Origin of the sequence: Yersinia sp. 22-579, from assembly GCF_030433455.1 — a bacterium.
Classification (GTDB): Bacteria; Pseudomonadota; Gammaproteobacteria; order Enterobacterales; family Enterobacteriaceae; genus Yersinia; species Yersinia enterocolitica.
The window spans coordinates 1-24,193 of record NZ_JAUJTZ010000006.1 but is presented as its reverse complement, the minus strand read 5'-3'; the positions used below and the strand labels follow the sequence as shown (position 1 = coordinate 24,193).

Sequence of the window (24,193 nt, the reverse complement as noted above, 5' to 3'; positions counted from 1 at the left end):
ATGGGTGGACGTCGTCTAATTTTTCACACTCGGACTTAGCCGTGATGCTGATGGGTTAATAACGGTGCATTTCGGGTTCAAAACTCATTCCACGTACGTTGGCTGAGACATCCTCTCGGGCTAACCAACTGGTGTATCCCAACTGGCTAGTGCCCTCCAACGTGGCGGTTGGAACCTCAGCGGCCGTTAATAGCAACTGCACTTCCCAGGCATATTCAAATCCGACAAAGTTACGCACCCATTCACGTAATACCGGTAAATCCTGTCCTGATGGGCTGAAACGCAAATACTGTTGCAGGCTGAGCGGCCCAAGTATCAGCTCGAATTTATGCTGTCGGTCTAAAACGGTGTCGCCCAGAATGGCACCGTCACCTAACAGCATCGCCGAGGCACCATCGCCCAATTGCGTCTGGTCACTTTTATCCAGAAAGATCCACTGTTGGGCGTATTCGACCATGCTGACCGGCACTTCAAAGTAGTATTGCAATGCGCCGACTAAGCCTTCGGGGTTACGTGCTTCACGAATAAGATGGGCGGATGAAGCCAGATGGGCATGTACCGGCAGCGCACTATGTGTCAGCTCCGCTGGGTCTAAACCGGCCAGGCTGCCGATATAAAAAGAGAATTTCTCATCATGTTGCCTGTCAAGCGAAGCGGTGTCCTGAGAGACAAACCATGCACGATAGAGCTGTGATAGCGCCCGATGATGAAATAGATCGGCAAAGTCGGTCAGCGTATGGTCATGCAACTCAGCACGGGTGTAAGCCAGTTCAGTCATTTGCAACGGCATCGCGCCGTGCGGCCCCCAGATACCCAGACCAAAAAGCTGTAGGTCCATCTTCCCGTCTTTCATTTCAACATGGGCTATCTCACGTGGTGAGAACGCCATATTGGCACTTTGCCCGATACGGAAGGTTTCCTGTTTCGGCAGCATAGCTTTAGCGGGAGCGGGCATATCGGGAGTTCGGGCCGCATTAGCCCGCATCATGCTGATAAAACCGGCATTCCAGGGCTCAGCTTGCTGGTACCAGGTATCCAGATTGAGTTGGCTCTGCTGCTGTATGCTGTCGTCGGGTTGCATCACAGCACTCCCCGGCGACCAGGACGGGCTTTCCACTGACCGACACGTCCTCTTTGCATCGAGTGCAATTCAGTCTCGGTAAACACATTAATCGCGGCGTGGCGTGCCAAATAGTTTTCCATGATCAAGCCAAACAGATAGGGGCTGATGCCGGAGAACCCTTCTTCATCAACGGTCAAGGTGCAACAGATCCCACGACCATACACCAGTAAGCCGTTACCGGGCAGTCGTCTGATTACCGGCTCGCTTTTGCAACCAACCAGTGCATCGATTTGTGTATTCGATTCAAGATCTGAGGCGCTAACAAACAGACGTAGCATGTTACGTAGTGACTCCCCCCCATTAGCATGAGTCATATCGGATAGCGGCAAGTAGTTGAAACTGAGCTGACGGATTAATCGCCAGGCTGATTCATCTATCGCAAAAGGGGCTCGAGGGGGGCTGGGCTGAAATACAAAGTGCGCGCCGTGTACTGGAGCTGAATCCGACATGGTTAATTCAAAATTGCCATTACTGGTAATCAATCGCGGCAGATCTCGGTTAGTTACCTGCGCCTCAATGGATAAATACCGCAGGTTATCGCCGTAGGGCGCTTCTTGTTGATCAACCAGCGAAACGAAGACCTCAGTACTGGCATAAGGCGTACGAGTGTCATATTTACGCTTATTGTTCTGACTCGTTCTGGGCTTACGGGTAATGGAAAAATAGCGACCAAAATTACCATTGTCACAATGGCGCGTTTGGTAGAGTGGGTTAAATACCACCTCTTTACTGGTTTCCGCTTGTTGACCAAAGACTTTAGTGATGGAGAAAACTTCGTAATCGAGCGGTCGGCTTCGGTCTGGCACCACGTGAAAGTCATTCAGTGCACGATTAATCTCAATCTTGTCCATGCGCTTCTGGAATAGATTAATCACCGGGGTGCAATTCAAGAGGAAGCGAGAAGGAGCAACATGACTCACCAGCTCCTGTGGCAACCGGTCCAGTAAGATAATAATCTCCGCTTCGTTGGTGTGATTATTGCGCAGACTTTTGGACAGCTGAGTCAGTGTGAAAAAATAGAACCGCTGGCGGCAGGTGAAGTATTCCTGCATCAGGTTATGGCCATGAAAAATATTCCACGACAGTGGCAACAGGCTTTGATCGGGGCTTAACCCCTCAAAAGCAAGAGCGTCATTGCTTATCACGGTATCTTCAGCTGTCACGCCGTGCCCTGCACGAATGATAGTTGCAACATGGCTGGCATGCAGAAGTTCAAAGATGTGAGAGACGATCCTCTCGTCGCCATTGATATAGATAGGCAGACGGTCCAACCCTGCTAGCTGCGAAAATTGCAGGTCGCCGACCAGTTTTAACTTAATGCGCAAGGCACCCTTGAGCCGATGATAGGCAATACGGTGCTTTTCCAGATTAGGCATATCGGGAGGAATGGAGCTTAGGCGCGCTTCTGTTATCTCCAGCGGCCATAACCCAACATCTTGCCCACTGCGAAATTCACAGCGGGTCGTTTCACCTGGGGCAATATGGGTGAAAAACGAACTGCCACGAGGGACATTATAGCCCTGAGTCAGATCACCCTCTTTTAGGTTTGGCTTAAGTTGAATCACTCCCATTGAAGGAGTGGGGGAGTTGTAATTGGGATAGACAATATCCAGCAAGCGCTGAGTAAATTTAGGGAATTCGGCATCCAGCTTAATTTGTGTTCTGGCAGAGAGAAAGCAGAAAGACTCGATCAGGCGTTCGACATAGGGATCGGCAACTTCAATCCCGTGCATGCCTAAGCGGCCCGCTATTTTAGGATGCTTATCTGCGAATTCCTGCGCCATTTCGCGCATAAAAGTCAGTTCTTTATTATAGTAATCAAGAAATTTGTGATCCACTTACTGCCTCAGTTGTTATGTCAGCTTTATTTCGCCTAATCAGTCGAATCGTTTTTGTTGATATTCACTTATTCGGATTTAACGTATTCAGCGATAACGAAACAACAGTCTTATCAATTTTGTATTTACATGTTGGAATAATAGAATTCATCTCCATCCAATGTATTTATTATGTGGATGAAAATTTCTAATAACTATTATTTAAATCCTGTTTAATAGGTAAATTATTACACGCAAGGGTTTTTGGCTCAATACTCTTTAAAATCCCGATAACTATTCCATAGGCGCTTTTTCTTGAATATTCAATACAAACAATGCGTTAAATTGTTATTGATATGTGACTTTAGGACTTTGTTATGGGCGGAATTCCTAATTTAGTTCAGGCGTTATTTCATCTTCTTCTCGCTTTCCTTCTTATTTGTAGGAATTTTCGTATTATCAAAAGTGAAATATCCCACAATGACTGTTTTTGGTTTTTGAATATATCAATGTGTTTGTTGATATTAGTTTGAGCAAAATTCTTAAAATGTACAATATCGAATAAATATACTTTCGTTTTTTATTTTACCCCTTTACTCTTAGCCCCACAAAAGTTCGTGGCGTAATAATAATGACCTCGCGATGCTCTGCAAATACGCATAAACATATAAGCTGATATACACATGTAGACATAAATACATGCAGGTGTGAATACAGTTAAAAAGACCAGGATAAACAACGTGGCTATTACAAGGAAAAATCTTTTCGGCAAACTGGATGCCACTCTTTTCAAAGGTATTGAAAGTGCCACAACAATTTGTAAATTGCGTGGCAACCCTTATGTCGAGTTGATTCATTGGGTGAACCAACTTTGGCATCAAGAAGATAACGACCTTAAACATATTGTTCGCTATTTTGCGGTCGACGTAGATGCTTTTGAACGTGGTCTGGCTCAAGCACTTGCTCGTTTGCCCGTCGGAGCGACCAGCATTTCAGATTTTTCATACCATATCGAATTAGCCATCGAACGGGCATGGGTGTACGCCAGCCTGGAATGTTTAGATACCCGTATTCGCAGCGGACATTTGTTACTGGCAATGCTAACCAATATGGAATTGCGCCGGGCACTGTTGGCTATTGCTCCAGAAATGGAAAAAATTCCACTGGAGCATTTGAGCAGCGATTTTAACTTTATTACGCAGACATCGCCGGAAACCAATGAAGCGGCCACCGATGGTAGCCCAATGTATGACGGCGCATTACCGGGTGAAGCCAGTAATGCTATTAACGGCAAAAGTACCGCCACATTGGCGCAGTACACCACGGATCTGACTGCATTAGCTCGTGAAGGCAAAATAGACCCAGTACTGGGGCGCAACCATGAAATCAGTACGATGGTGGATATTCTACTGCGTCGTCGACAAAACAACCCGTTGCTCACCGGTGAAGCTGGCGTGGGTAAAACAGCCGTAGTTGAAGGTCTGGCGCTGGCCATTGTCGCGGGTGAAATGCCTCCAGCACTGAGTCAGGTGAGTCTGCTAACCCTGGATGTTGTGGCTCTTTCGGCGGGTGCCAGCATGAAAGGCGAGTTTGAAGCACGCCTGAAGAATGTTTTAGACGAAGCAATGGCTTCACCAACGCCGGTCATCTTGTTTATAGATGAAGTTCACACTCTGGTCGGTGCGGGGGGGAATGCAGGAACCGGTGATGCAGCTAATTTACTCAAACCAGCACTGGCGCGCGGTCAGTTGCGCACCATTGGCGCGACGACCTGGAGTGAGTTTAAACGCCATATTGAAAAGGATCCGGCGCTAACTCGTCGTTTCCAGGTCCTTCAGGTCGATGAACCTGATGAAGATACGGCCATTTCGATGCTGCGTGGATTGACTCCGGCGTTAGAGAAACACCACGGCGTATGGATCATGGATGAAGCCTTGCAAGCTGCGGTGCGATTATCGCATCGTTATATTCCTGCGCGCCAGTTACCGGATAAAGCGATCAGCCTGCTTGACACCGCTTGTGCACGTGTTGCCGTGGCACAATTCTCACAACCGGCAGAATTGCAGCAATTGACTTTCCAGAGTGAAACCGCGCAAACCGAGTTGTCATCGCTGGAAAAAGCCCGACATTTCGGCAAAGGGCAGGACGATCGCGCAGCACTGTTAGAAGCCACGATTGCTCAGCACTCGGAAGCGGCAAACAAACTTGAACAACGTTGGCAGGCAGAGCGTGAATTGGTCACCGCCATTACGACTACGCGAACGGCGCTGTATGAACTGGTGTCGCAACCCACGCCTGATGAAGAAAAACGCCAGCAGCATCAGCAGCAATTGGCGCAACTGGAAGAGCAATTATTGCTTATTCGCAGTGCGCAACCATTGGTGCAAGCTGAGGTTAATGCAACCGTGATCGCTAACATTGTTGCGGATTGGACCGGGATTCAAGTAGGGCAAATGCTCAAAGACGACATTCGTGCCGTGATGGAGCTGCCGCAACGTCTCGAAGAGCGAGTGATTGGTCAGCCGCATGCGTTAGTCCAGTTGAGCGAAAATATTATGACTGCACGTGCGGGGATGGCAGACCCAAGGAAACCGCTGGGCGTCTTTATGTTGGTTGGCCCTTCCGGTGTGGGTAAAACAGAAACGGCGTTGGCCATTGCGGAAAGTATGTATGGTGGTGAGCAAAACCTTATCACGATTAATATGAGCGAATACCAAGAGTCACACACGGTTTCCTCATTAAAAGGTTCGCCTCCGGGCTACGTGGGATACGGCGAAGGTGGTGTATTAACCGAGGCAGTGCGGCGTAAACCTTATAGTGTTGTGCTGTTAGATGAAATTGAAAAAGCACATTCAGATGTCCATGAACTGTTCTTCCAGGTATTTGATAAAGGCCAGATGGAAGATGGCGAAGGGCGGTTTATTGATTTTAAGAACACTATTTTGCTGTTAACCAGCAATGTGGGTAGCGAATTATTAAGTAATTTATTTGCTGATCCAGATACTGCTCCCGATCAAGATGGAATATTAAGTGCGTTGCAACCTGAATTGCTGAAAGTATTCCCCGCCGCATTTTTGGGTCGCGTCACTGTGATCCCTTATTTGCCGCTCCAGCAGAGCGCGTTGCAGCATATTGTTCGATTACATTTAGATCGTATCGGCCAGCGTTTGCAGTCTCAGCATCAGCTGACGTTGCAATACAGTGATGTGGTCGTTGACGATGTAGTTAGCCGCTGCTCAGTAGCAGAAACCGGCGCCCGTATGCTTATTCGTTATATTGAACAGAATATTACACCTGAAATTGGCAAATTTATTTTACGTGACCACGACGCAATACCTAATCAGATTGTGTTCGTCGATAAAGTTGAAAATAAATTTACGATTTCTGTGCAGAATGAAAAAGATAAATAACAAAAGACATCAAGTTTAACGTTGTCTGCTGGATAGTTTATCTCAAAAAGGAATTTGCTGTTTCTTGTCAAAATGAAAGGCAAAAAAGAATAGGGCGTATCTGTTTATACAGATGTTAACTATGTGTGTTGTATTTAAATAATTTAATTGGAAAGTAAACTAAAGGATGAAAGTTATGCGTAAAGTAAATCTGGCTGTATGTGCACTGGCTTTGGCTGTTTCTTCAACAACTGCTTTTGCAGCCTCAAATGGTACTGTTACCTTCAACGGTTTGTTGCAAGATGATACTTGCCAGATTGAAACGGGTACTGAAGATGTGCTGGTAACTCTGCCAACGCTTTCTACTAGCGTTCTGGCAAAATCTGGTGATCAAGAGGGTTCCACAAACTTCACTATTTCTGTCGTGGATTGCCCAGCAGCTGTGACCAAAGTTTCTGCTCACTTCAACGCAATCAACAGTGACGGTGTCAACCCAACTACCGGTAACCTGACCAATAGCACTACTGGTGGAGCAACTGGTGCTGAAGTACGTCTTTATAACCTGGATAGCACTAGCTCACAAATCCGTGTAGGTGATACTGGTGCAGCATTTGATGTGACTCCAGGCACTGGTGCTGATCCTAAAGGTACCACGACTCTGTCATACGCCGGTGGTTACTATGCAACGGCTAAAACCACTCCTGGTATCGTGACTGCTAAAGTTCAATACGTACTGTCTTATAATTAATCACTCGTTGATTGATAGGTTTGCGACCCAACTGTAATTGGGTCGTCATACCAAAGTAGTGATAACAACTTGTTGCTAAGGTTACAACAGGATTCATTGGTAACGAGTTGTTATATCACCAGACGTACAGCTTTAACTTATTATTATTTGGTAACGCGATGTTTTATAAAACGATTATTTTAGTGTTGTCGCTGATGGCTGGCAACATCCCAACGTATGCAGCTATGACCATTAGTGGCACACGGGTGATATTCCCAGCGGCTCAGAAAGAAGTCAACGTACGCACGAATAATAAAGGCACGGAGCCCGCGTTAGTACAGGTCTGGGTTGATGATGGAAATAGTAATGCCAAAATAAATAATGTCACCGTTCCCTTTATTGTGACACCGCCGGTATTCCGTGTTGAGAACGGTAAAGGGCAAAGTGTCCGTATGATTTATAATGGCATGGCCTTACCGCAAGATAAAGAATCGGTCTTTTGGTTTAACATGCTAGAAATACCAGCAGTGCAAAAAGACAGTGCTGATAAAAATAAATTGGAATTGGCTTTTCGTACCCGAATTAAAATTTTCTATCGGCCAACAGCGTTAAATAGCAACAGTGCAGAACAAGCTGAAAAGCTGCAATGGGAATTAGTTAACGATAGTCAAAAAGGTCAGGGCGTAAAAGTAACAAACCCGTCGCCTTATTATTTTTCCTTTGATTCAGGCAGTGTGACTGCTGGCGGGAAAAAAGTTGAACTGAAGACAGATATGCTGGCACCACTTTCCACTTCGGTATTTTACCCGAACAGCAAAGCTTCAGGTATTTCAGCAATGAGCTACAAGTTATTAAATGATTACGGTGCAGCGATTGATGGAAATATATCTTTTGCACAAGGTAAAGGAGTGGTTGTTAAAAAATAATAAAACGCTGCGTGGGCAAGGATAAGCGTGTCGGATAGGAAACCGGAGGCTCTTGCTGTGAAATGGCAGGTAAGCCGTAGGGTATTAAAGGGAGCTTTTGCTCGTGAATCATTTATGTATAACGCGCTACTTACAAAATAAAATCGATAGATTAGTGAATTTACCTTACAAAAATTCATTGGGCTTTACGTTAACAATTATAAGTACGACCTTGTTCTTACATAAGAGTGTGATAGCGGCACCATTAGTAAATGAAAATAATGAGACTGAAATTACCGCAGTGGAGTTTAATCCTGATTTTATTCGCGGCTCAGGAATTGATGTAGCACGGTTTATGAATGAAAACCCGGTATCCCCCGGAGTTTATGATGTGATGGTTATCGTTAATGGCAAGATGAACGGAAAGCATAGTATTCGCTTTGAATCCGTTGCCGGCGAGTCCACCGCAGAACCCTGTTTTAAATTGGAACAGCTTGATGCATTGGGTCTGAGAATAGAACTGAATGGTTCGACCAAGATAGCGAATGATGTAAAAGAAGCGGCGAAAGATCAGTGCTACAACTTAAGAGATTTAATTAAAGGCAGCAGTACGCGTTATAACTCAGGGGACTTTGAACTTTCAATCACTGTTCCACAGTTTAATTTAGTGAAACATCCGCGTGGCTATATTAGCCCCAGTTTGTGGGATGCTGGTGCCCCAGTCGGTTTCTTGGATTATAACAGCAACGTGTATGGCGTTTTTAACGGCAATAGAGATGACGGGGCAAAGTCGAACTCCTATAACGCCAACATTGGCTTGATTACCGGTCTCAATCTTGGTGAGTGGCGGTTAAGAAAACGTCTTAATACCCGTTGGAACAATGATGGTGGTGCGCAAACTCAGAATTTATATGGTTTTGCGGCCACGGATGTCACCTCGCTGAAGAGTCAGTTAACTCTGGGGGATAGTGATACCCGTGGGAGTTTATTTGAGGGATTCGGTCTACGGGGTGTTCAACTGGCATCCGATAACCGAATGTTAGCGGAAGGGATTCGAAATTACTCACCGGTGATACGAGGAGTGGCGGAAACCAACGCCAGAGTCACGGTGACTCAGCGTGGACAGACGATATATGAAACAGTCGTTACGCCGGGGGCGTTCGAACTAGCTGACATCGGCACCATGTCATACGGTGGTGATTTAGAAATGACGGTGACCGAATCTGATGGCCGTACCCGTAGCCAAAGAATTCCGTTTTCAGCGCCGCCGATGTTGCTTTACCAAGGTGTATCCCAGTTTGATATCGCTGCTGGCCGATTGAATGATAATACGGTAAATGCGAGTCCGACGATTGTACAAGGCGCGTATTACTACGGTCTTGGCAACACTTATACGTTGTATAGCGGAGCGCAGCTGGCAGAGAATTATAGTTCGGTGGGGATCGGTAACGCATTTAATACCCAAATTGGGGGGATTTCATTTGATGTCACCCACGCAAGAAGTGAATTGAGTGGTGACCATCGCTCATCAGGTAATAGTTACAAAGTTGACTATACCAAATACGTTGGCGAGACCGATACCAACCTGACGTTGGCGGCATACAGATACTCATCCAACGGTTTTTATACTTTTAGGGAAGCGAGTCAGGATCACTACGGCAGCATAAATGCTAACAGCGCTTTTGATTCTCGTACTCGCAACCGTTTATCGGTGAGTGTTTCCCAGCGGGTCGCTGACAATATGTCGCTGAACCTGAATAGTAGTTTTTATAGTTACTGGGGAGGGCAGGATGCGTCGCAGCAGTATGCCGTGACCTTTAATCATTCGTTGCGTTATTTTTCTTATGCGCTGACGGCAATGCGAACCAGTAATAGCAGCTATATCAGTAGTTATGACAACAACAGTAATAACGATTACCAAAACAGTTACATTGCGTCTATTAGCATCCCACTGGGTGGCAGTATCGTGAAGCGACCATTGTTTAACACCTTGTATTCAATGGCCAGCCATGATGATGCAGGTAATACGCTAGTGCAGATGAATGCCAGTGGTAGTCAAGGTGAGCAGAGTGAGCTGGGTTATGGTGTCGGGACGTCGTACAGCAGTGGCAATGACACTGCCGCGAGTAAGACGGTGACAGGTAACATGAGTTACAAGACCGGAGTAGGCCAGTACGGGATGACGGCATCAGCGAATAACAGCTCTTCTCGCCAGTTGTCTGCCTCTGCCAACGGTAGTGTAGTGGCTCACCAGGGAGGCGTGACTATCGGCCCACGGCTTGGCGATGCACCTTTTGCCATCGTACATGCTGAAGGCGCTGCGGGAGCTAAGTTGTTTAACGGTAACGGAGCAACAATTGATAGTCGTGGCTATGCCATTATGCCGTCGATGACGGCATACCGTGAAAATACAGTGGCGATTGATTACAAAGAATTACCTGATTCGGTAGATGTGCTGGAGAGTCAAAAAGTAGTAGTACCGAGAACAGGAGCAATGATCCCGGTCGCGATGAAGACCATTACTGGCGCACCATTAGTGCTTATCGTCAGGGATGAAAATAAAGAGTTTCTCCCTATTGGTACGGATCTATTGGATGCGGATGGTGTGAGTCAGGGGATTGTCGGGCAAGGTGGTATGGCATTTATTCGCGGCTGGGGGACAGGTTCACAACCCCTGCAAGTCATCAGTAATGGTGGTAAAGATAAATGCCGTATTCACTCAGGCACGGAAGCAAATGCTACAGCGAAGACAGCAAGTACTCATATAACACAGTTGGAGGTGGTATGTCTTCGTGGTTAAAAAGTAATGTTGTACTGAAACTTTTAACGTTTTTGCTGTTGCTGGCTGCGGCTTTTATCGCGCGCCAGCCCGCTCAGGCAGCCAGTGCATGTGCAGGAGCGGCAGATTGTAAAGTTCAGGTTTCATTTACCGGTGAGTATCTGGAAGATACCTGTGAAGTCAGTATTGATGGCGGTTCTTCTTCAGAGTCAGTTTTATTACCGACTTTGTCGACCAGCGAATTAAAAACTGATAAAGCAGAAGCGGGTAAAAAGCAATTTCAAATTGCGCTGAATAAATGTCCGGTAAATAGAACAGTGTCATTACGCTTTATAGCTGCTGGCGCTACCATGCCGGATGCAATAACCGGAAATTTACAGAATGAAGTGGCTGATGATTTCAGCAAAAGCGCGCAAATCAGATTAAGTAAAGCTGCAGGGCAACAAATGGTGGTTGGCGATGAAAATAGTGTACAGGAATATGTTATTTCCAGTTCTGGTGCAGATGTCACACACTATTTTTTAGCGGGTTATTATGCAAAAGGTACGAATACGGTAACCCCAGGGCAGGTTAGAGCAACTGCTGGTATTGAGTTGGTTTATAAATAGGGGAGCACGTTTTAGTATCATTTTTTACATTTGATCTCTCCAATAGCGGTTCAGGAAGCTTATTTCCTGATGATTTTACAATACGTTTTGAATAAAAGGCATATATGGTTAGTAAAAGTAATTCCCAAAAATTTATCGCTCGAAACCGAGCGCCACGCGTACAAATTGAATACGATGTGGAAATATATGGTAGTGAGAAAAAGGTTGAATTGCCATTCGTCATGGGCGTGCTGGCTGATTTATCCGGTAAGCCTCTTGAGCCTTTACCTTCAGTAGCAGATAGAAAGCTGCTGGATATTGACATCGATAATTTCGATGAGCGTATGAAAGCAATGAAACCACGTGTTGCATTTGCTGTTAAAAATACGCTGACGGGTGAAGGCCAGTTGATGGTGGATATTACTTTTGAGAGCCTGAATGACTTTTCTCCCGATGAAATTGCCAAGAAAGTCGATTCTCTGTCTCAATTGTTAGATGCCCGTACTCAATTGGCAAACTTGCAAACCTATATGGATGGCAAGGCAGGTGCAGAGGAATTAGTAATGAAACTTCTGAAAGACAAATCATTACTGGCAACACTGGCATCCGCACCGAAAACAAAGCAATCCGCTGCTGATGCTCCACAGTAAGATTGATTAAGAAGAGAAAAACCATGTCCACTTTAGAAGCAAAAAATAAACCAGCCGCTGCTGCGACTGAATATAGCGACTTTAATTCGTTATTGACTAAAGAATTCAAGGCTAAGTCTGAGCAGACCAAAGCGGCAGTAGAAGGTGCCGTTAAAACATTGGCAGAGCAGGCGCTGGCTAATTCGGTAACTGTATCTGATGATGCTTATAAAAGCATTGCCTCTATTATTGCTGAGATCGACAGTAAATTGTCTGAGCAGATCAATTTGATCTTGCATCATCAAGAGTTTCAGTCTCTGGAAAGTGCCTGGCGTGGCCTGCACTATTTAGTGAATAATACCGAGACTGATGAGAAGTTGAGATTGCGTTTTCTCGACATCTCTAAAGATGAATTACGCCGTAATATGAAGCGTTATAAAGGTGTGGCGTGGGATCAGAGCCCATTATTCAAAAAAGTCTATGAAGAAGAGTACGGCCAATTGGGCGGCGAACCTTATGGTTGCCTGGTGGCGGATTACTACTTTGACCATACTGCGCCTGACGTTGATTTGCTGGCTTCCATCGGTAAGGTTGCTGCTTCTGCACACGTACCTTTTATCACGGGTGCCGCGCCGTCAGTATTACAGATGGAATCCTGGCAAGAGCTGTCAAATCCGCGTGATTTGACCAAGATCTTCACACAGAATCTTGAGTATGCTGCCTGGAACTCACTGCGTCAGTCTGAAGACTCCCGCTATATTGGCCTGGCAATGCCGCGTTTCCTGGCGCGTCTGCCATACGGTATTCGCACTAACCCGGTAGATGCCTTCCATTTTGAAGAGACGACTGACGGTGCTGACCACGGCAAATATGTGTGGTCCAACGCGGCGTATGCTATGGCGGTTAACATCAACCGTTCATTCAAAGAATATGGCTGGTGTACCCTGATTCGTGGTGTGGAAAGTGGTGGTGTGGTGGAAGGCTTGCCATGTCATACATTCCCAACTGATGATGGCGGCATTGATATGAAGTGCCCAACAGAAATTGCTATTTCTGACCGTCGTGAAGCGGAATTGGCGAAAAATGGCTTTATTCCACTGGTGCACAGAAAAAATACTGATTATGCGGCATTTATTGGCGCGCAATCATTGCAAAAACCTGCTGAATATTACGATTCAGATGCTACAGCTAACGCCAACTTGTCGGCACGTTTGCCGTACCTGTTCGCCTGTTCACGTTTTGCTCATTACCTGAAATGTATCGTGCGTGACAAAATCGGCTCATTCAAAGAGCGCGATGAGATGCAACGCTGGTTGAACGATTGGGTCATGAACTATGTAGATGGCGATCCGGCAAACTCTTCTATCGAGACTAAAGCACGCCGTCCGTTGGCCGCAGCTGAAGTTATTGTTGAAGATGTTGAAGGTAACCCAGGTTATTACCAGGCTAAATTCTTCCTGCGCCCACACTTCCAATTGGAAGGTTTGACGGTATCACTGCGCATGGTTGCTAAATTACCTTCACTGAAAGATGTTGCGTAATTAAATAGATAATAGCTGGGGCCGAGGAATAATATTTCTCTGTATCAGGTTAAAGAATATGGAAGTTACCTCTATTTAATGAGTATTTAGTGGAAAGTATGTGTTTTCGTGCAATGCATCGCGCGAGGCCTTACGTCATTCAAGGCATGATATTGAATGACGTTAAAAGAAGTGGTGTATAGGTAAAGTATTGTAATAGTCAATAATAAACTATTTGTAATGCTTATTTTCATAGGAAAGGGATGTGTTTTCGTAAATTTATTACGTGGGCCTTCCTACGCTTGATGTTTTTCATTAAGTGAAATTAATAGAAGTGCGAGAGAGGATTATTATGTCGCAAGATATGTTTATTAAAATTGATGGTATCGAAGGCGAATCTTTAGATGCTAACCACAAAAACGAAATTCAGGTGCTGGCTTGGAAATGGGATGTTTCTCAGCACTCAAATATGCACAGTGGTTCAGGCGGCGGTTCAGGTAAAGCAACTGTTTCTGACTTCTGTTTCACGCATTATATCGATAAAGCAAGCCCGAACTTATTGAGCTATTGCTTGTTGGGTAAGCATATTAAGAATATCCAATTCGTTCTGCGTAAAGCAGGTGGCGATCCACTGGAATACCTGACTATTAAATTTACCGATGTAATCATCACTCGTGTTGATATGGCCGGTTCTCTTGAAGATGAAACTCGTCCACGTGAAGAGATTCGTTTCTCATTCACCAAGATGACTCAGGACTACGTTATGCAGAATGCTGAAGGCCATAAATCTGGCGTTATTTCTGCTAACTACGATGTTAAAGCTAACCAGCAAAGCTAAGCAATGCTGTTTTAGACCAGACATCAAACTTGCCACTTTCGGGTGGCAAGTTTTCTCAGTGACGGAGTTTATCCGTAATAGGTTTTCACCCAGATATAGGTTTTATCCACAATAGATGTAACAGGCCTGATAGCAGCGCAGGTAATAGGCAAAGTGATGAATCTGCCGGTCACTATATTATTGTGGATAAAACTTAATGTTTTTATTTGATTAGGTTGAGTATGAAAAAAGATATCCGTTGGTTTAATCGGATTACACAATACTTTTTCGTGGCATTGGTCACGCTATTGGTCATGGCATGTAGCTCGAAACCTCAACCTGAACCGGTTGATAAATTGGCTGTCGAGCTGACTACGGCAAAAAATATCAATCCAAATGACAAAGGTGTCGCTAATCCGTTAAGGATCACCGTTTATACCCTGAAGAATACGGATGAATTTAAGTCGAGTGATTTCTTCACTATTACCGAAGAGGGCACACCATCTCTGAAAGAGCAGATGGAGAAAGTGTTTGACGGAATCATGCTGCCTAATGAGACAAAAACAATAGAACTGACGCTAAACAGTGGGGTCACTGCCATCGGCGTTGTAGCTGCTTACCGTGAAATTGAGCAGGCGGAGTGGAACGCGGTTTTTAGCCCGTTACCCAAGAAACGCGTGCAGCCCTGGTATAAAAAATGGTGGTCAGGGAAACAAAACGATCCGGTAGTCAAGGTGCGCGTTGAGCGTCTGTCAATATCAATCAAAGAAATGGACTAAGTCGTGAGAACTAACAAAGTCGTTTGGAGTGAGGGTCTTTTTCTTCGCCCGCAACTTTTTCAACAGCAAGAGCGGTATCTTGAATATTACGCTCATAAACGAGCCGCCACGATTACCCCATTCTTTTGGGGATTCGCGCAATATGAAATTGATCGCGAAGCGCTCTCCTATGGCAAGTTGGTACTGCGATCTGGCAAAGGGGTATTACCGGACGGCACGCCTTTTGATATTCCCGGTCATGCGGAACTGCCTGAGCCACTTACCATCACCTCGGATCATTTGGGTAAACTAATCTATCTGGCGGTTCCGTTGCGGCTGGATAACAGTGATGAAACTATTTTTGACGAATATGACATGAGTTCATTGGCGCGTTTTTATGCCTATGAAGCAGACCTCAGTGACACGAATGCTATTCGTCAGGGGCCGAAGCCGGTGCAGTTGTCGCGGCTGCGGCTTAAATTGGTTTCTGAAAGCGAAATGACCGAATCATGGATTGGGTTGCCACTGGCCAAAGTCAGGGCGATTCAGCCTGATGGTAGCGTACTGCTGCATCTGGATGACTACATTCCTCCGGTGACGGGATACGCGGCGAGTTCACTGCTGTCAGAGTGGCTGACCCATCTTAATGGCTTGGTCAAAATGCGTGCCGATATGCTGGCTAAACGTCTGTCAAACAGTGATGGCAAAGCCAGCGCCAGTGCTGAAATTGTCGACTACTTGCTGCTGCAAATTTTTAATAAATACGAGCCAAGTCTGGATCATCTGCGCAATATTCCAGAATTGCCGCCAATCGTGCTTTATCAAGAACTTGCCAAGTTTGCCGGTGAATTATCCACCTTTATTCGTACCAAAACGCGTCGGCCGCGCCCGGCGCCGGGATATGACCACGGGAAACTCTATCCGTCGATTCGCCCATTGGTGGACGATGTGCATGAATTGCTCAATCAGATTCTGGTGCGTGCAGGGCAGATGATCCCGCTGGACCCAAAAGGGAATGGCGTATGGTCTGCCTCTGTGCTGCCTAATGAATTACGTTCATTTTCCAATTTGGTATTGGCCGTTCATGCACAATTGCCAATGGACGTATTGCAGCATCAATTCTCTGTACAGACCAAAATCAGTGCGCCACAACAGTTGCATGAATTGGTGCGCTCACATTTACCGGGTCTCGAATTACAGCGGTTGCCGGTTCCACCGCGGCAAATTCCGTACAGCGCGGGATACGTTTATTTCGAATTGATGAAAAGCGGGCCGTTTTGGGACAAAGTTTCCAATGCAGGGGCCATTGCACTACACGTGGCTGGCGATTTCCCTGCATTGAAGATGGAGCTCTGGGGGATTAGAGATTCATGAGTGATAGCAGTGAATTGAACCCTGGGATACCGATGCCCTCCTTTGATCAAAGCAGAGATGCGGATACCAATCCGCAGGCGTTAGGCCATTTCTTGCTTGATGAGCCGAGTGTTTACACCGAGAGCACACAATCTGGTGCGGCGTTCAGCCATGAGGCTACGCGCTCACCAGGTTTTCAGCCCTATGATACTGCCCAACTTCGGGGCGAAAGTGTCCAGCAGCGCGTGGCTAAAGCGGTCGCGTCTCCAACGCCATTATTGGAGGCGGCACAGCCATTATTACGCGCCTTAAGCGAGATGCCACAAGAGATAGCGGATGCCTCGCAGGTTCAGATATTAAAAGAGAGCCTGAAGAATGAGATAACCCTGTTTAGTGTGGTATGTGATGAAGCGGATATCTCGTGGAAGAAAATGGCGATCGTCCGCTATTGCTTGTGTACCGCGCTAGATGAAGCGGCTCACACCATGTCGTGGGGCGTCATGTCGGGTTGGTCGCAAAGCAACCTGCTAAACCATTTTGAAGGTGATAATGACGGCGGGAATAAATTTTTCCTGTTAGTAGGCCGTCTCTCAATGAGCCCACATGAATATGCGGATTGCTTAGAGGTATTGCTGAGGATTTTAGGGCTGGGTTTTGAAGGCCGTTACAGCATTATCGAAGAGGGTGACCGGCAATTAACCAAAATCCGTCAGGGATTGTTGACGTTACTGCAAAGTACCCGCGATACCGTTCCTACTGCGCTTTCTCCGCATGGATTAATCGCGCATCAGTTCCGCAAACGGCGAGGGATCTTTGTTCCGGTTCGTGTGTCGATGCTGCTGTGTGGTTTCTTGATTGCGGCCACCTTTATTGGCAGTAAATATTTTCTCTCCGTACCCGAAAGCGACTTGCTGAAGAGAATGGAAGCCTTGCAACGTCCGGTTATCGTGCCAACCGTTGCGGTACAAAAACTACGTCTGGCTATTTTGTTAAAAGACGAGATAGCGAAGCAGTTAGTGAGTGTTGATGAAACAAGCAGCCGCAGCAAAGTCATCTTCAAAGGCGACACCATGTTCCAGGTGGGTTCGGATAAAGTCCGGTCCGAAATCATGAGTGTCATCGAGCGTGTTGCGCAGGAAGTTCATCGCGTACAAGGGGCGGTGCTGATTATTGGGCATACCGACTCTATGCCGATCAACAAACCAGGTTTCCCTAATAACCAGGTGCTTTCTGAGAAACGTGCCGCCAACGTTGCACGCTTTATGGAGAAAGCGGGTATCCCGACTGACAAAATTCAGTTTGAAGGGAAAGGGGATACGCAGCCAGTCAGTAGTAATGACGATGCAGCCGGGCGCTCACAAAACCGCCGTGTAGAACTCTTTGTTAATTATTGAGATATAGAATGTCTTATTTGAATCGATTGTTTTCTGGCTGGGCCATGAAACGAATATTGCTGGTGGGCTGCTTTCTATTACTGGCTGCCGCAATATGGTTTTTGGGGCCTTTCCTCGGATTTGGCGAGGCGCGACCGCTTGAAGGTTATGAACCCAGAATTATTTTCTTACTGCTGGCTCTGGCTCTGTTATTGGGCTTTTGGTTTAACGTGCCGCGCTTTGTTATGTTGGCGGTGGTCGCCTGCGCTGCGGTATGGGTTATCGCGCCCTTTATATTAATAGGGGATAGCCATCCGCTGGAAGATCCATTGCGTCGTGGCGCAATCATCGCTTTTATTGCCTTTATCACCATTCTTTATGGTGTGTGGCGTTTTATGCGGGCTTTAGCGCTCAACCCTGCGCTATTGGATAATTTTATCAACCCGAAGAAAGGTCAATCTGAACTTGAACCTGACCTTTCTGAAATCAATGCGGTGATTCGCAATGGCATAAATTATGTCCGTCGTATTCACAGTGGCATTCCAACCTGGAAGCGTTTTTTTGTTTCCAGCCGCTGGCGTAGCGAACTGCCTTGGTTCATGGTGCTGGGCACCAAGAGTGCGGGTAAAACCTCACTGATCCTCTCATCAGGACAAGATTTCCCTCTGCCTGAGCAGTTGGATCGCATCGGTAAAGAAAATGTACCGACTCAGCATTGCGAATGTCTGTTCTCTAATGATGCTCTGTTTTTAGATACTGCCGGTAAGTACATTGATGACGGCAAAGAGCATCAAATTGAATGGAATGGCATCTTAAAGGCGCTGAAAAAGTATCGTCCGGTCAAGGCGGTTAACGGCGTTATTGTGGCTATTTCAGTCACCGACATTTTGGGTAAAAGTAAAGCCGAGTTACTGACGCTATCGGCCACGCTGCGCGCGCGTTTAGATGATGTTCGTGGTGCGCTCGGTGTTCGTTTCCCGGTATATGTGACTATCACTAAACTGGATCAACTATCTGGTTTTGATGAGTATTTCCGCAATTTAACCGCCGAAGACCGCGAACAAATCTGGGGTGTGACTTTCCCTTATAACGAGGAGAAAGGGCGCGCGGATATGGAGCTTGAGCAGCGTATCAGCACTGAGTTGGCACTGCTTGAAAACCGCATCAGCAACAACATGCATGTGCGTCAGCAAGAAGAGTATTCCGTCACTGATCGTAAAGGCATGTATGCGTTACCGCAGGATTTCAGATTGTTGTCCCAGCGGGTGACTGAAGTCTTGCAGAATGTATTTTTTGCCTCGCGTTTTGATGAGACAAAATTTCATACCACGTTGCGTGGCATCTATTTTGTCAGCAGTTGCCAGCCTGCGAATATTGGGCTGTTAAATAACAGCACCCTGGTCCAGAAATGGCGCAATGTCATTAGTCATATGAAGCCTGCATCCCCGGCCTCGCTTTCGCAAAGAAGTGATGATGAAGGTCAATTGATCAGCGAAACGGCTTATGGAAAACAATATTTCCTCAAGCAGCTATTCCGCGACGTCATCACCCAAGATGGGGATTTGGTGAGCTATAACCTCAAAGTGCAATCCAAATATCGTTTCCAGAATTTATTGGGACACGTGGCTTGTATCGGGTTGGCGGTGTGGCTGGTATGGGCATTCCTTATCAGTTTCCAGCACAACGATGGCTATTTACAGGCGGTTAGTACCAAGCTCCAGCACTTAGAGAGCAGCGTTAGCCGTTATGTTAAAACCACCAATGAGCAGATGTTACCCACGCTGTTGAATGCCACTCAGCAGTTACCTGAGTACGGCACGCTGGATGTGGAAAACCCAAGTCTTGATTGGCGTTATGGTTTATACACTGGCGGGGCGGTGTCTCGGGGCGCGAACAATTTGTATCAGTTTTTCCTGCAAAAATACCTCTTCCCGATGGTTGAACGTGAGGCCGAAGTCTCATTAAAAAATGCGATCAATAGTGGCGATTCTGAAGCGGTCTATGTCGCGTTAAAACTCTATCTCATGCTGACTGATGAAGAGCATTTCGATCAGAATTATGTGGTTGATAAAGTCACCCAAGCTTGGCAGAAGAGCGGGAAAATCGAGCCTTATGAGGAGAAAGGTATTTTTGCTTCCCATTTGAATACGCTTTTCACCCAAAAAGCGTGGCGACAATATGGACAAGCGGCAGATAGCGAGCTGATCAAACAGGCCAGGACCATGCTGGCAGAGAAAACTGAGACTGCCAGACTGTGGGGGCGCGTTCAATCACATTTACAGGCACAAGCGCCCGCCAATCTGACATTACGTAAAATGGTGGGTGAGAATGCGACACAGGTTTTTACTCTATCGGATGACGAATTACTGCATGAAGGAGTTCCGGGGTTATACACCCACGCCGGGTATCATCAGGTGGTTAAAAAAAAGCTTACGCCATTGCTGATGCAACTTCAGCAAGAGGATCGTTGGGTGATGGCTCAGCCGTTGACTTCTTCATTTGATCCTCTGGCGCTACAGCAAGATGTGCTAACCCTGTACTTGAAAGAATACACCGATTACTGGAAACGCTTCCTCTCCAGTGTGCGCCTGATTTCTGTTGATGCTGACAGTGGAGAGTATGCAGAAGGGTTATCTCTGGATATTGCGCTGTTGAGAACGCTGGTGTCAGAGAACTCGCCTTTGCTCAATTTGGCAAAACAGTCAGTGAAAGAAACGACGTTAGTTGAAACCGTAAAAGAGAAAACACTACTCGACGATATAACAATAAGAAATCAGGGAAATTTAGTTAACCAGGCTAAGAAAGTGCAGGAAAAGATCGCTTTTCGTGAGAATAAGCTGGTTCAGGAATTTGTTGATAGTCAATTTGACGGACTGCGCGCTTTTGTTAAGGGCGAACCGAGCGATGGGGGGGAGAATAACAGTAACCTTTCTGTGATTCAGGGCACCCAGATGAGCCGGGTTATTGGTGCATTGAACGATCAATATACCCGTCTGGTGGTGTTTAACAGCGCGTTTGAATATGGCGATATCCCTCCGATCTCTCATGGTGGGGAGCGTATCGCGATTGAGTCCCAAACCTGGCCGGATCCGTTTAGCAACATCATTGCGCCACTTTTAACCAGTTCATCGCAAAAGTTTGAAAATAAAGTGATTACCCACACGTCGAAGGCTATCGATATGGGGGTCGGTGAGATATGCCGCAATACCTTACAAGGGCGTTATCCCTTTGCTGATAGTGAGAAAGTCGTCAGTTTGAGTGATTTTGAGCGTTTCTTCGGCGCGGGTGGCACGGTGGACAGTTACTTTAAGAAGAACCTGGAAAGTAAAGTCGACACTACCACCACGCCTTGGCGTTATAAAGGCAGTGCAAGCCGTGATGGTTTGGAGTTTTTTGAACAGGCGGCGGTGATTCGCAATGCATTATTTAATGCCAGTGAAGGCCGCAAAGTGGCTTTGGACTTCTCGGTATCCGTGCGTTATTTAGCCCCATCAATTACGCAATTAATCATGAATTTTGACGGGAATATTGTGCGCTATTCCCACGGCCCGGTGACGCCATCATTCTTCAAATGGCCGGGAGTTCGTCAAGGAACAATAGTGAGTTTAACTGCTCAGCGCCAACAAGCTTCAGCGATGCCAGACATCCTGCTGCGTGGCCCTTGGGCATTGCTGAAATGGGCTGATAAGGCTGATGAAGTGGCACAAGACGCCAGTGGCATGCAACTTCTGACCTATGTCATGGGCAAAGATCGCGTCGAACTGGAAGTGTCCGGTTTGACTTACGGTAATGAGAGTATCAGTGAACTGCTTAGAGGCTTCCAATGCCCAAGTGCGCTCAATGATGATATGCATGAAATTTGGTGATTTAACAGGAAGTTAAAGCTTACAAAACTATGGATTTGGAGGTGTGTAGGTATGGAAAATTAATGGAATAAACCGATTCATCATGATGCACCAACCATTAAAAGTGTAATGAACACTTTGCGATATTAACCGGATATTAGGTATTAGTATGTCAAGGACAATAAAGTTGAGCAGCCCGGCCATGCCCTATTTATTGGGTGAGCCTGCGCTGGTACTGTCGAAGTTAGAAGGAGAGGAAGCCTTTTCGACTTTGTATTCATATACCATCACGGCAAAAACGCCGGCTAACCCCTCCATTCCTTGGCAGACAGCCTCTAATGTCGATCTCAAAGCCTTAATTGGTAAAGAGATGACCATTGAAATGGAACTGGATGGTAACGGTCTCGATTATGTAAAAGGTGTCGGTAAAGGCACACGTGAAATTTCTGGTTTGGTCGAAAAAGCCCGATTTATTGGCCGCGATGCCAATCAGGCAATGTTTGAAATTGTCCTTCGACCTTGGTTCTACCTCACAGATTTAACCTCTGACTTTAAGATTTTTCAAAATAAAAATGTAGTAGATATTATTGATGAAGTGCTTGCTGACTATAACTTTCCGTTTGAAAAACGGCTGGCGACGACTTATCCCATACTCGACTTCCAGGTGCAATACGGTGAAACCGACTTTAATTTCCTCCAGCGTTTAATGGAGGAGTGGGGTATTTACTGGTTCTTTGAACATGATGATCATAAACAAAAATTAATTCTGGTCGACCATGTCGGTGCTCACAAACGTTATTTCAGTGAAGCTTACCATACCATTGAATATCTCTCGGATGAGCCAAAGGCCGGGGAAGAATACATCACCCAATTCCAGACTCAGGAAACGCTAACTACTGGGCGCTGGGTCTATAACGACTACGATTTCACCAAATCTCGTGCTGACATTTTGACGATGGACAGCAAGCCACGCAAAACCAGTTTTAGCGATCTCGAAATTTATCAATGGCCTGGGGATTATGATCAGCCTGATATCGGGGAGCATCTGGCGCGAGTGCGTATTGAGGAGCGCGGCGCATTGGGTTCGCGTGCTGTCGGTTTCGGCGAGGTTCGTGGCATCGTTTGCGGCGCTAACTTCGAACTGCAAGGCTTCCCGGTTGATAAAGCTAACCGCGAATACATGGTTATCTCGAGCCGTTTGTTGGTTAGTGAAGTGGCGCAGCTATCCCGTGGGGATGAGTTTCACTATGAAACTACGTTTACGGTTCAGCCAACCACCAAGATCTATCGCCATCCACAACTCACACCAAAGCCAAAAACCAGCGGGCCACAGAATGCTATCGTTGTGGGCCCACCGGGCGAAGAGGTATGGACTGATGAATATGGCCGGGTAAAAGTACGTTTTGTCTGGGACCGTTACGGCAAAAACGCAGAGTCGGACTCATGCTGGTTACGCGTGAGCCAGGCTTGGGCTGGGAACAGTTTTGGTGGCATTTACATTCCGCGTATTGGCCAGGAAGTGCTGGTGGACTGCATCAATGGCGACCCGGATCGCCCGTTGGTCAGTGGTAGTCTCTACAATAATGTGACTCGCCCACCTTGGGATTTACCTGCGAATGCCACACAAAGTGGCATGGTCAGCCGTACTATTGGCGGAGGGCTAACCAACTATAACGGCGTGCGTTTTGAGGATAAACCGGGCCTGGAGCAATACTGGGAGCAGGCCGAGCGTGATATGGCGCGTCTGACAAAAAATGATGAGACGCAAATTATTGGTGCTAATGCCGACTTGAGTGTGGGCGCTAACCGCAGTGTCCTTGTTGGTGCTAACTCTACATCTACTGTGCTCGGTGCTAGTGCGCAGTCCATCGCATTGGCCTCCTCTATACAAGTGGGAGCGGCGCGTAGTGTGGTCGTGGGAGCCACTCATGCTCTGAATGTCGCTTTAGCCAATGCCACCAACGTGGGTGGTGCCAACCTGACCAACGTCGGTGGTTACAACGCACTTTCTGTCGGTGGTGCTCATCAGGTAGCCGCTGGCGGTGCTGCGACACTGGTTGCTGGTGGTGCTGTGGCGATCGGTGCGGGTGGTGAGCTAGTGCTCAGTGCCGATACCATCAAGATTGTCGGTAAAAAGAAAGTCATTATTCAAGGGGGAGAGATCCACCTTAACTCTGATGATTGTTGTGGCGGCGGAGGCGGCGGTGCGGGTGGTGGCTTAGCCGCGCTTTCAAGCCTGGCGGGACTGAAGCTACTGGGGGGAGGTATCGGGCTGCCATTGCCATTACCACCATTGCCGATACCACCGATCATTCCACCGACACCGTCAATTGATCCATCAATACCGCCAATTGATCCGCCGGAACCAACGACTGATACGCCGGAACCAACGACTGAGACACCGGAGCCGACGGTAACGCCAAAGCCGACCGATACGCCGGAGCCGACTGATACGCCAGAGCCGACGGTAACGCCAAAGCCGACCGATACGCCAGAGCCGACCGATACGCCAGAGCCGACCGATACGCCAGAGCCGACCGATACGCCAGAGCCGACCGATACGCCAGAGCC

At 46.8% G+C, this 24,193-nt stretch carries 15 protein-coding genes; 13 read left to right on the top strand and 2 right to left on the bottom strand.

Going from position 1 to position 24,193, the window contains the following annotated elements:
* Positions 1 to 55 precede the first annotated feature (55 nt).
* Both tssG and tssF read right to left on the bottom strand, forming a co-directional pair.
* On the bottom strand, positions 56 to 1,081 hold the full coding sequence (gene tssG, locus QSV56_RS08620) for a type VI secretion system baseplate subunit TssG (RefSeq protein ID WP_019080956.1): 1,026 nt from the start codon (positions 1,079 to 1,081) through the stop codon (positions 56 to 58).
* On the bottom strand, positions 1,081 to 2,961 hold the full coding sequence (gene tssF / locus QSV56_RS08615; protein ID WP_019080955.1) for a type VI secretion system baseplate subunit TssF: 1,881 nt from the start codon (positions 2,959 to 2,961) through the stop codon (positions 1,081 to 1,083). The genes tssG and tssF overlap by 1 nt, the downstream gene beginning before the upstream one ends.
* Before the next feature lie 719 nt (positions 2,962 to 3,680).
* On the opposite strand from tssF, the gene tssH reads away from it, so the two are divergent.
* From tssH to tssI, 13 genes are all read left to right on the top strand, one after another.
* A complete protein-coding gene (tssH, locus tag QSV56_RS08610) occupies positions 3,681 to 6,350 on the top strand; it encodes a type VI secretion system ATPase TssH (protein WP_046695224.1) in 2,670 nt (889 codons plus the stop codon).
* 175 nt (positions 6,351 to 6,525) lie between these two features.
* The gene (locus QSV56_RS08605; RefSeq protein ID WP_019080953.1) at positions 6,526 to 7,077 is read left to right on the top strand and encodes a fimbrial protein; all 552 of its coding nucleotides are present in this window, start codon (positions 6,526 to 6,528) and stop codon (positions 7,075 to 7,077) included.
* A 158-nt stretch (positions 7,078 to 7,235) separates the two neighbouring features.
* Positions 7,236 to 7,982 (top strand): fimbria/pilus periplasmic chaperone, encoded by a 747-nt coding sequence (locus QSV56_RS08600; protein ID WP_019080952.1) that lies wholly within the window; start codon positions 7,236 to 7,238, stop codon positions 7,980 to 7,982.
* A 103-nt stretch (positions 7,983 to 8,085) separates the two neighbouring features.
* A complete protein-coding gene (locus QSV56_RS08595; protein WP_301211969.1) occupies positions 8,086 to 10,761 on the top strand; it encodes a fimbria/pilus outer membrane usher protein in 2,676 nt (891 codons plus the stop codon).
* A complete protein-coding gene (locus QSV56_RS08590) occupies positions 10,746 to 11,348 on the top strand; it encodes a fimbrial protein (protein WP_046695223.1) in 603 nt (200 codons plus the stop codon). The genes QSV56_RS08595 and QSV56_RS08590 overlap by 16 nt, the downstream gene beginning before the upstream one ends.
* A gap of 104 nt (positions 11,349 to 11,452) precedes the next feature.
* On the top strand, positions 11,453 to 11,977 hold the full coding sequence (gene tssB, locus QSV56_RS08585; RefSeq protein WP_005157572.1) for a type VI secretion system contractile sheath small subunit: 525 nt from the start codon (positions 11,453 to 11,455) through the stop codon (positions 11,975 to 11,977).
* A 23-nt stretch (positions 11,978 to 12,000) separates the two neighbouring features.
* Positions 12,001 to 13,497 (top strand): type VI secretion system contractile sheath large subunit, encoded by a 1,497-nt coding sequence (tssC, locus tag QSV56_RS08580; RefSeq protein WP_005157570.1) that lies wholly within the window; start codon positions 12,001 to 12,003, stop codon positions 13,495 to 13,497.
* Between the two features lie 331 nt (positions 13,498 to 13,828).
* Positions 13,829 to 14,314, top strand: a complete 486-nt coding sequence (locus QSV56_RS08575) for an Hcp family type VI secretion system effector (RefSeq protein WP_013649664.1) — start codon at positions 13,829 to 13,831, stop codon at positions 14,312 to 14,314.
* Between the two features lie 221 nt (positions 14,315 to 14,535).
* Complete coding sequence (tssJ, locus tag QSV56_RS08570) at positions 14,536 to 15,072, top strand: type VI secretion system lipoprotein TssJ (protein ID WP_046051221.1); 537 nt, start codon at positions 14,536 to 14,538, stop codon at positions 15,070 to 15,072.
* A gap of 3 nt (positions 15,073 to 15,075) precedes the next feature.
* Complete coding sequence (gene tssK / locus QSV56_RS08565) at positions 15,076 to 16,425, top strand: type VI secretion system baseplate subunit TssK (RefSeq protein ID WP_019080948.1); 1,350 nt, start codon at positions 15,076 to 15,078, stop codon at positions 16,423 to 16,425.
* Positions 16,422 to 17,798 carry a type VI secretion system protein TssL, long form gene (tssL, locus tag QSV56_RS08560; protein WP_046695222.1) on the top strand — a complete coding sequence of 459 codons (1,377 nt, stop codon included), beginning with the start codon at positions 16,422 to 16,424 and terminating at the stop codon, positions 17,796 to 17,798. The genes tssK and tssL overlap by 4 nt, the downstream gene beginning before the upstream one ends.
* A gap of 8 nt (positions 17,799 to 17,806) precedes the next feature.
* Positions 17,807 to 21,643, top strand: a complete 3,837-nt coding sequence (gene tssM, locus QSV56_RS08555; RefSeq protein WP_050157768.1) for a type VI secretion system membrane subunit TssM — start codon at positions 17,807 to 17,809, stop codon at positions 21,641 to 21,643.
* Between the two features lie 148 nt (positions 21,644 to 21,791).
* Positions 21,792 to 24,193: type VI secretion system tip protein TssI/VgrG (gene tssI / locus QSV56_RS08550; protein WP_301211958.1), on the top strand; the 2,402-nt coding region annotated here is incomplete at its 3' end.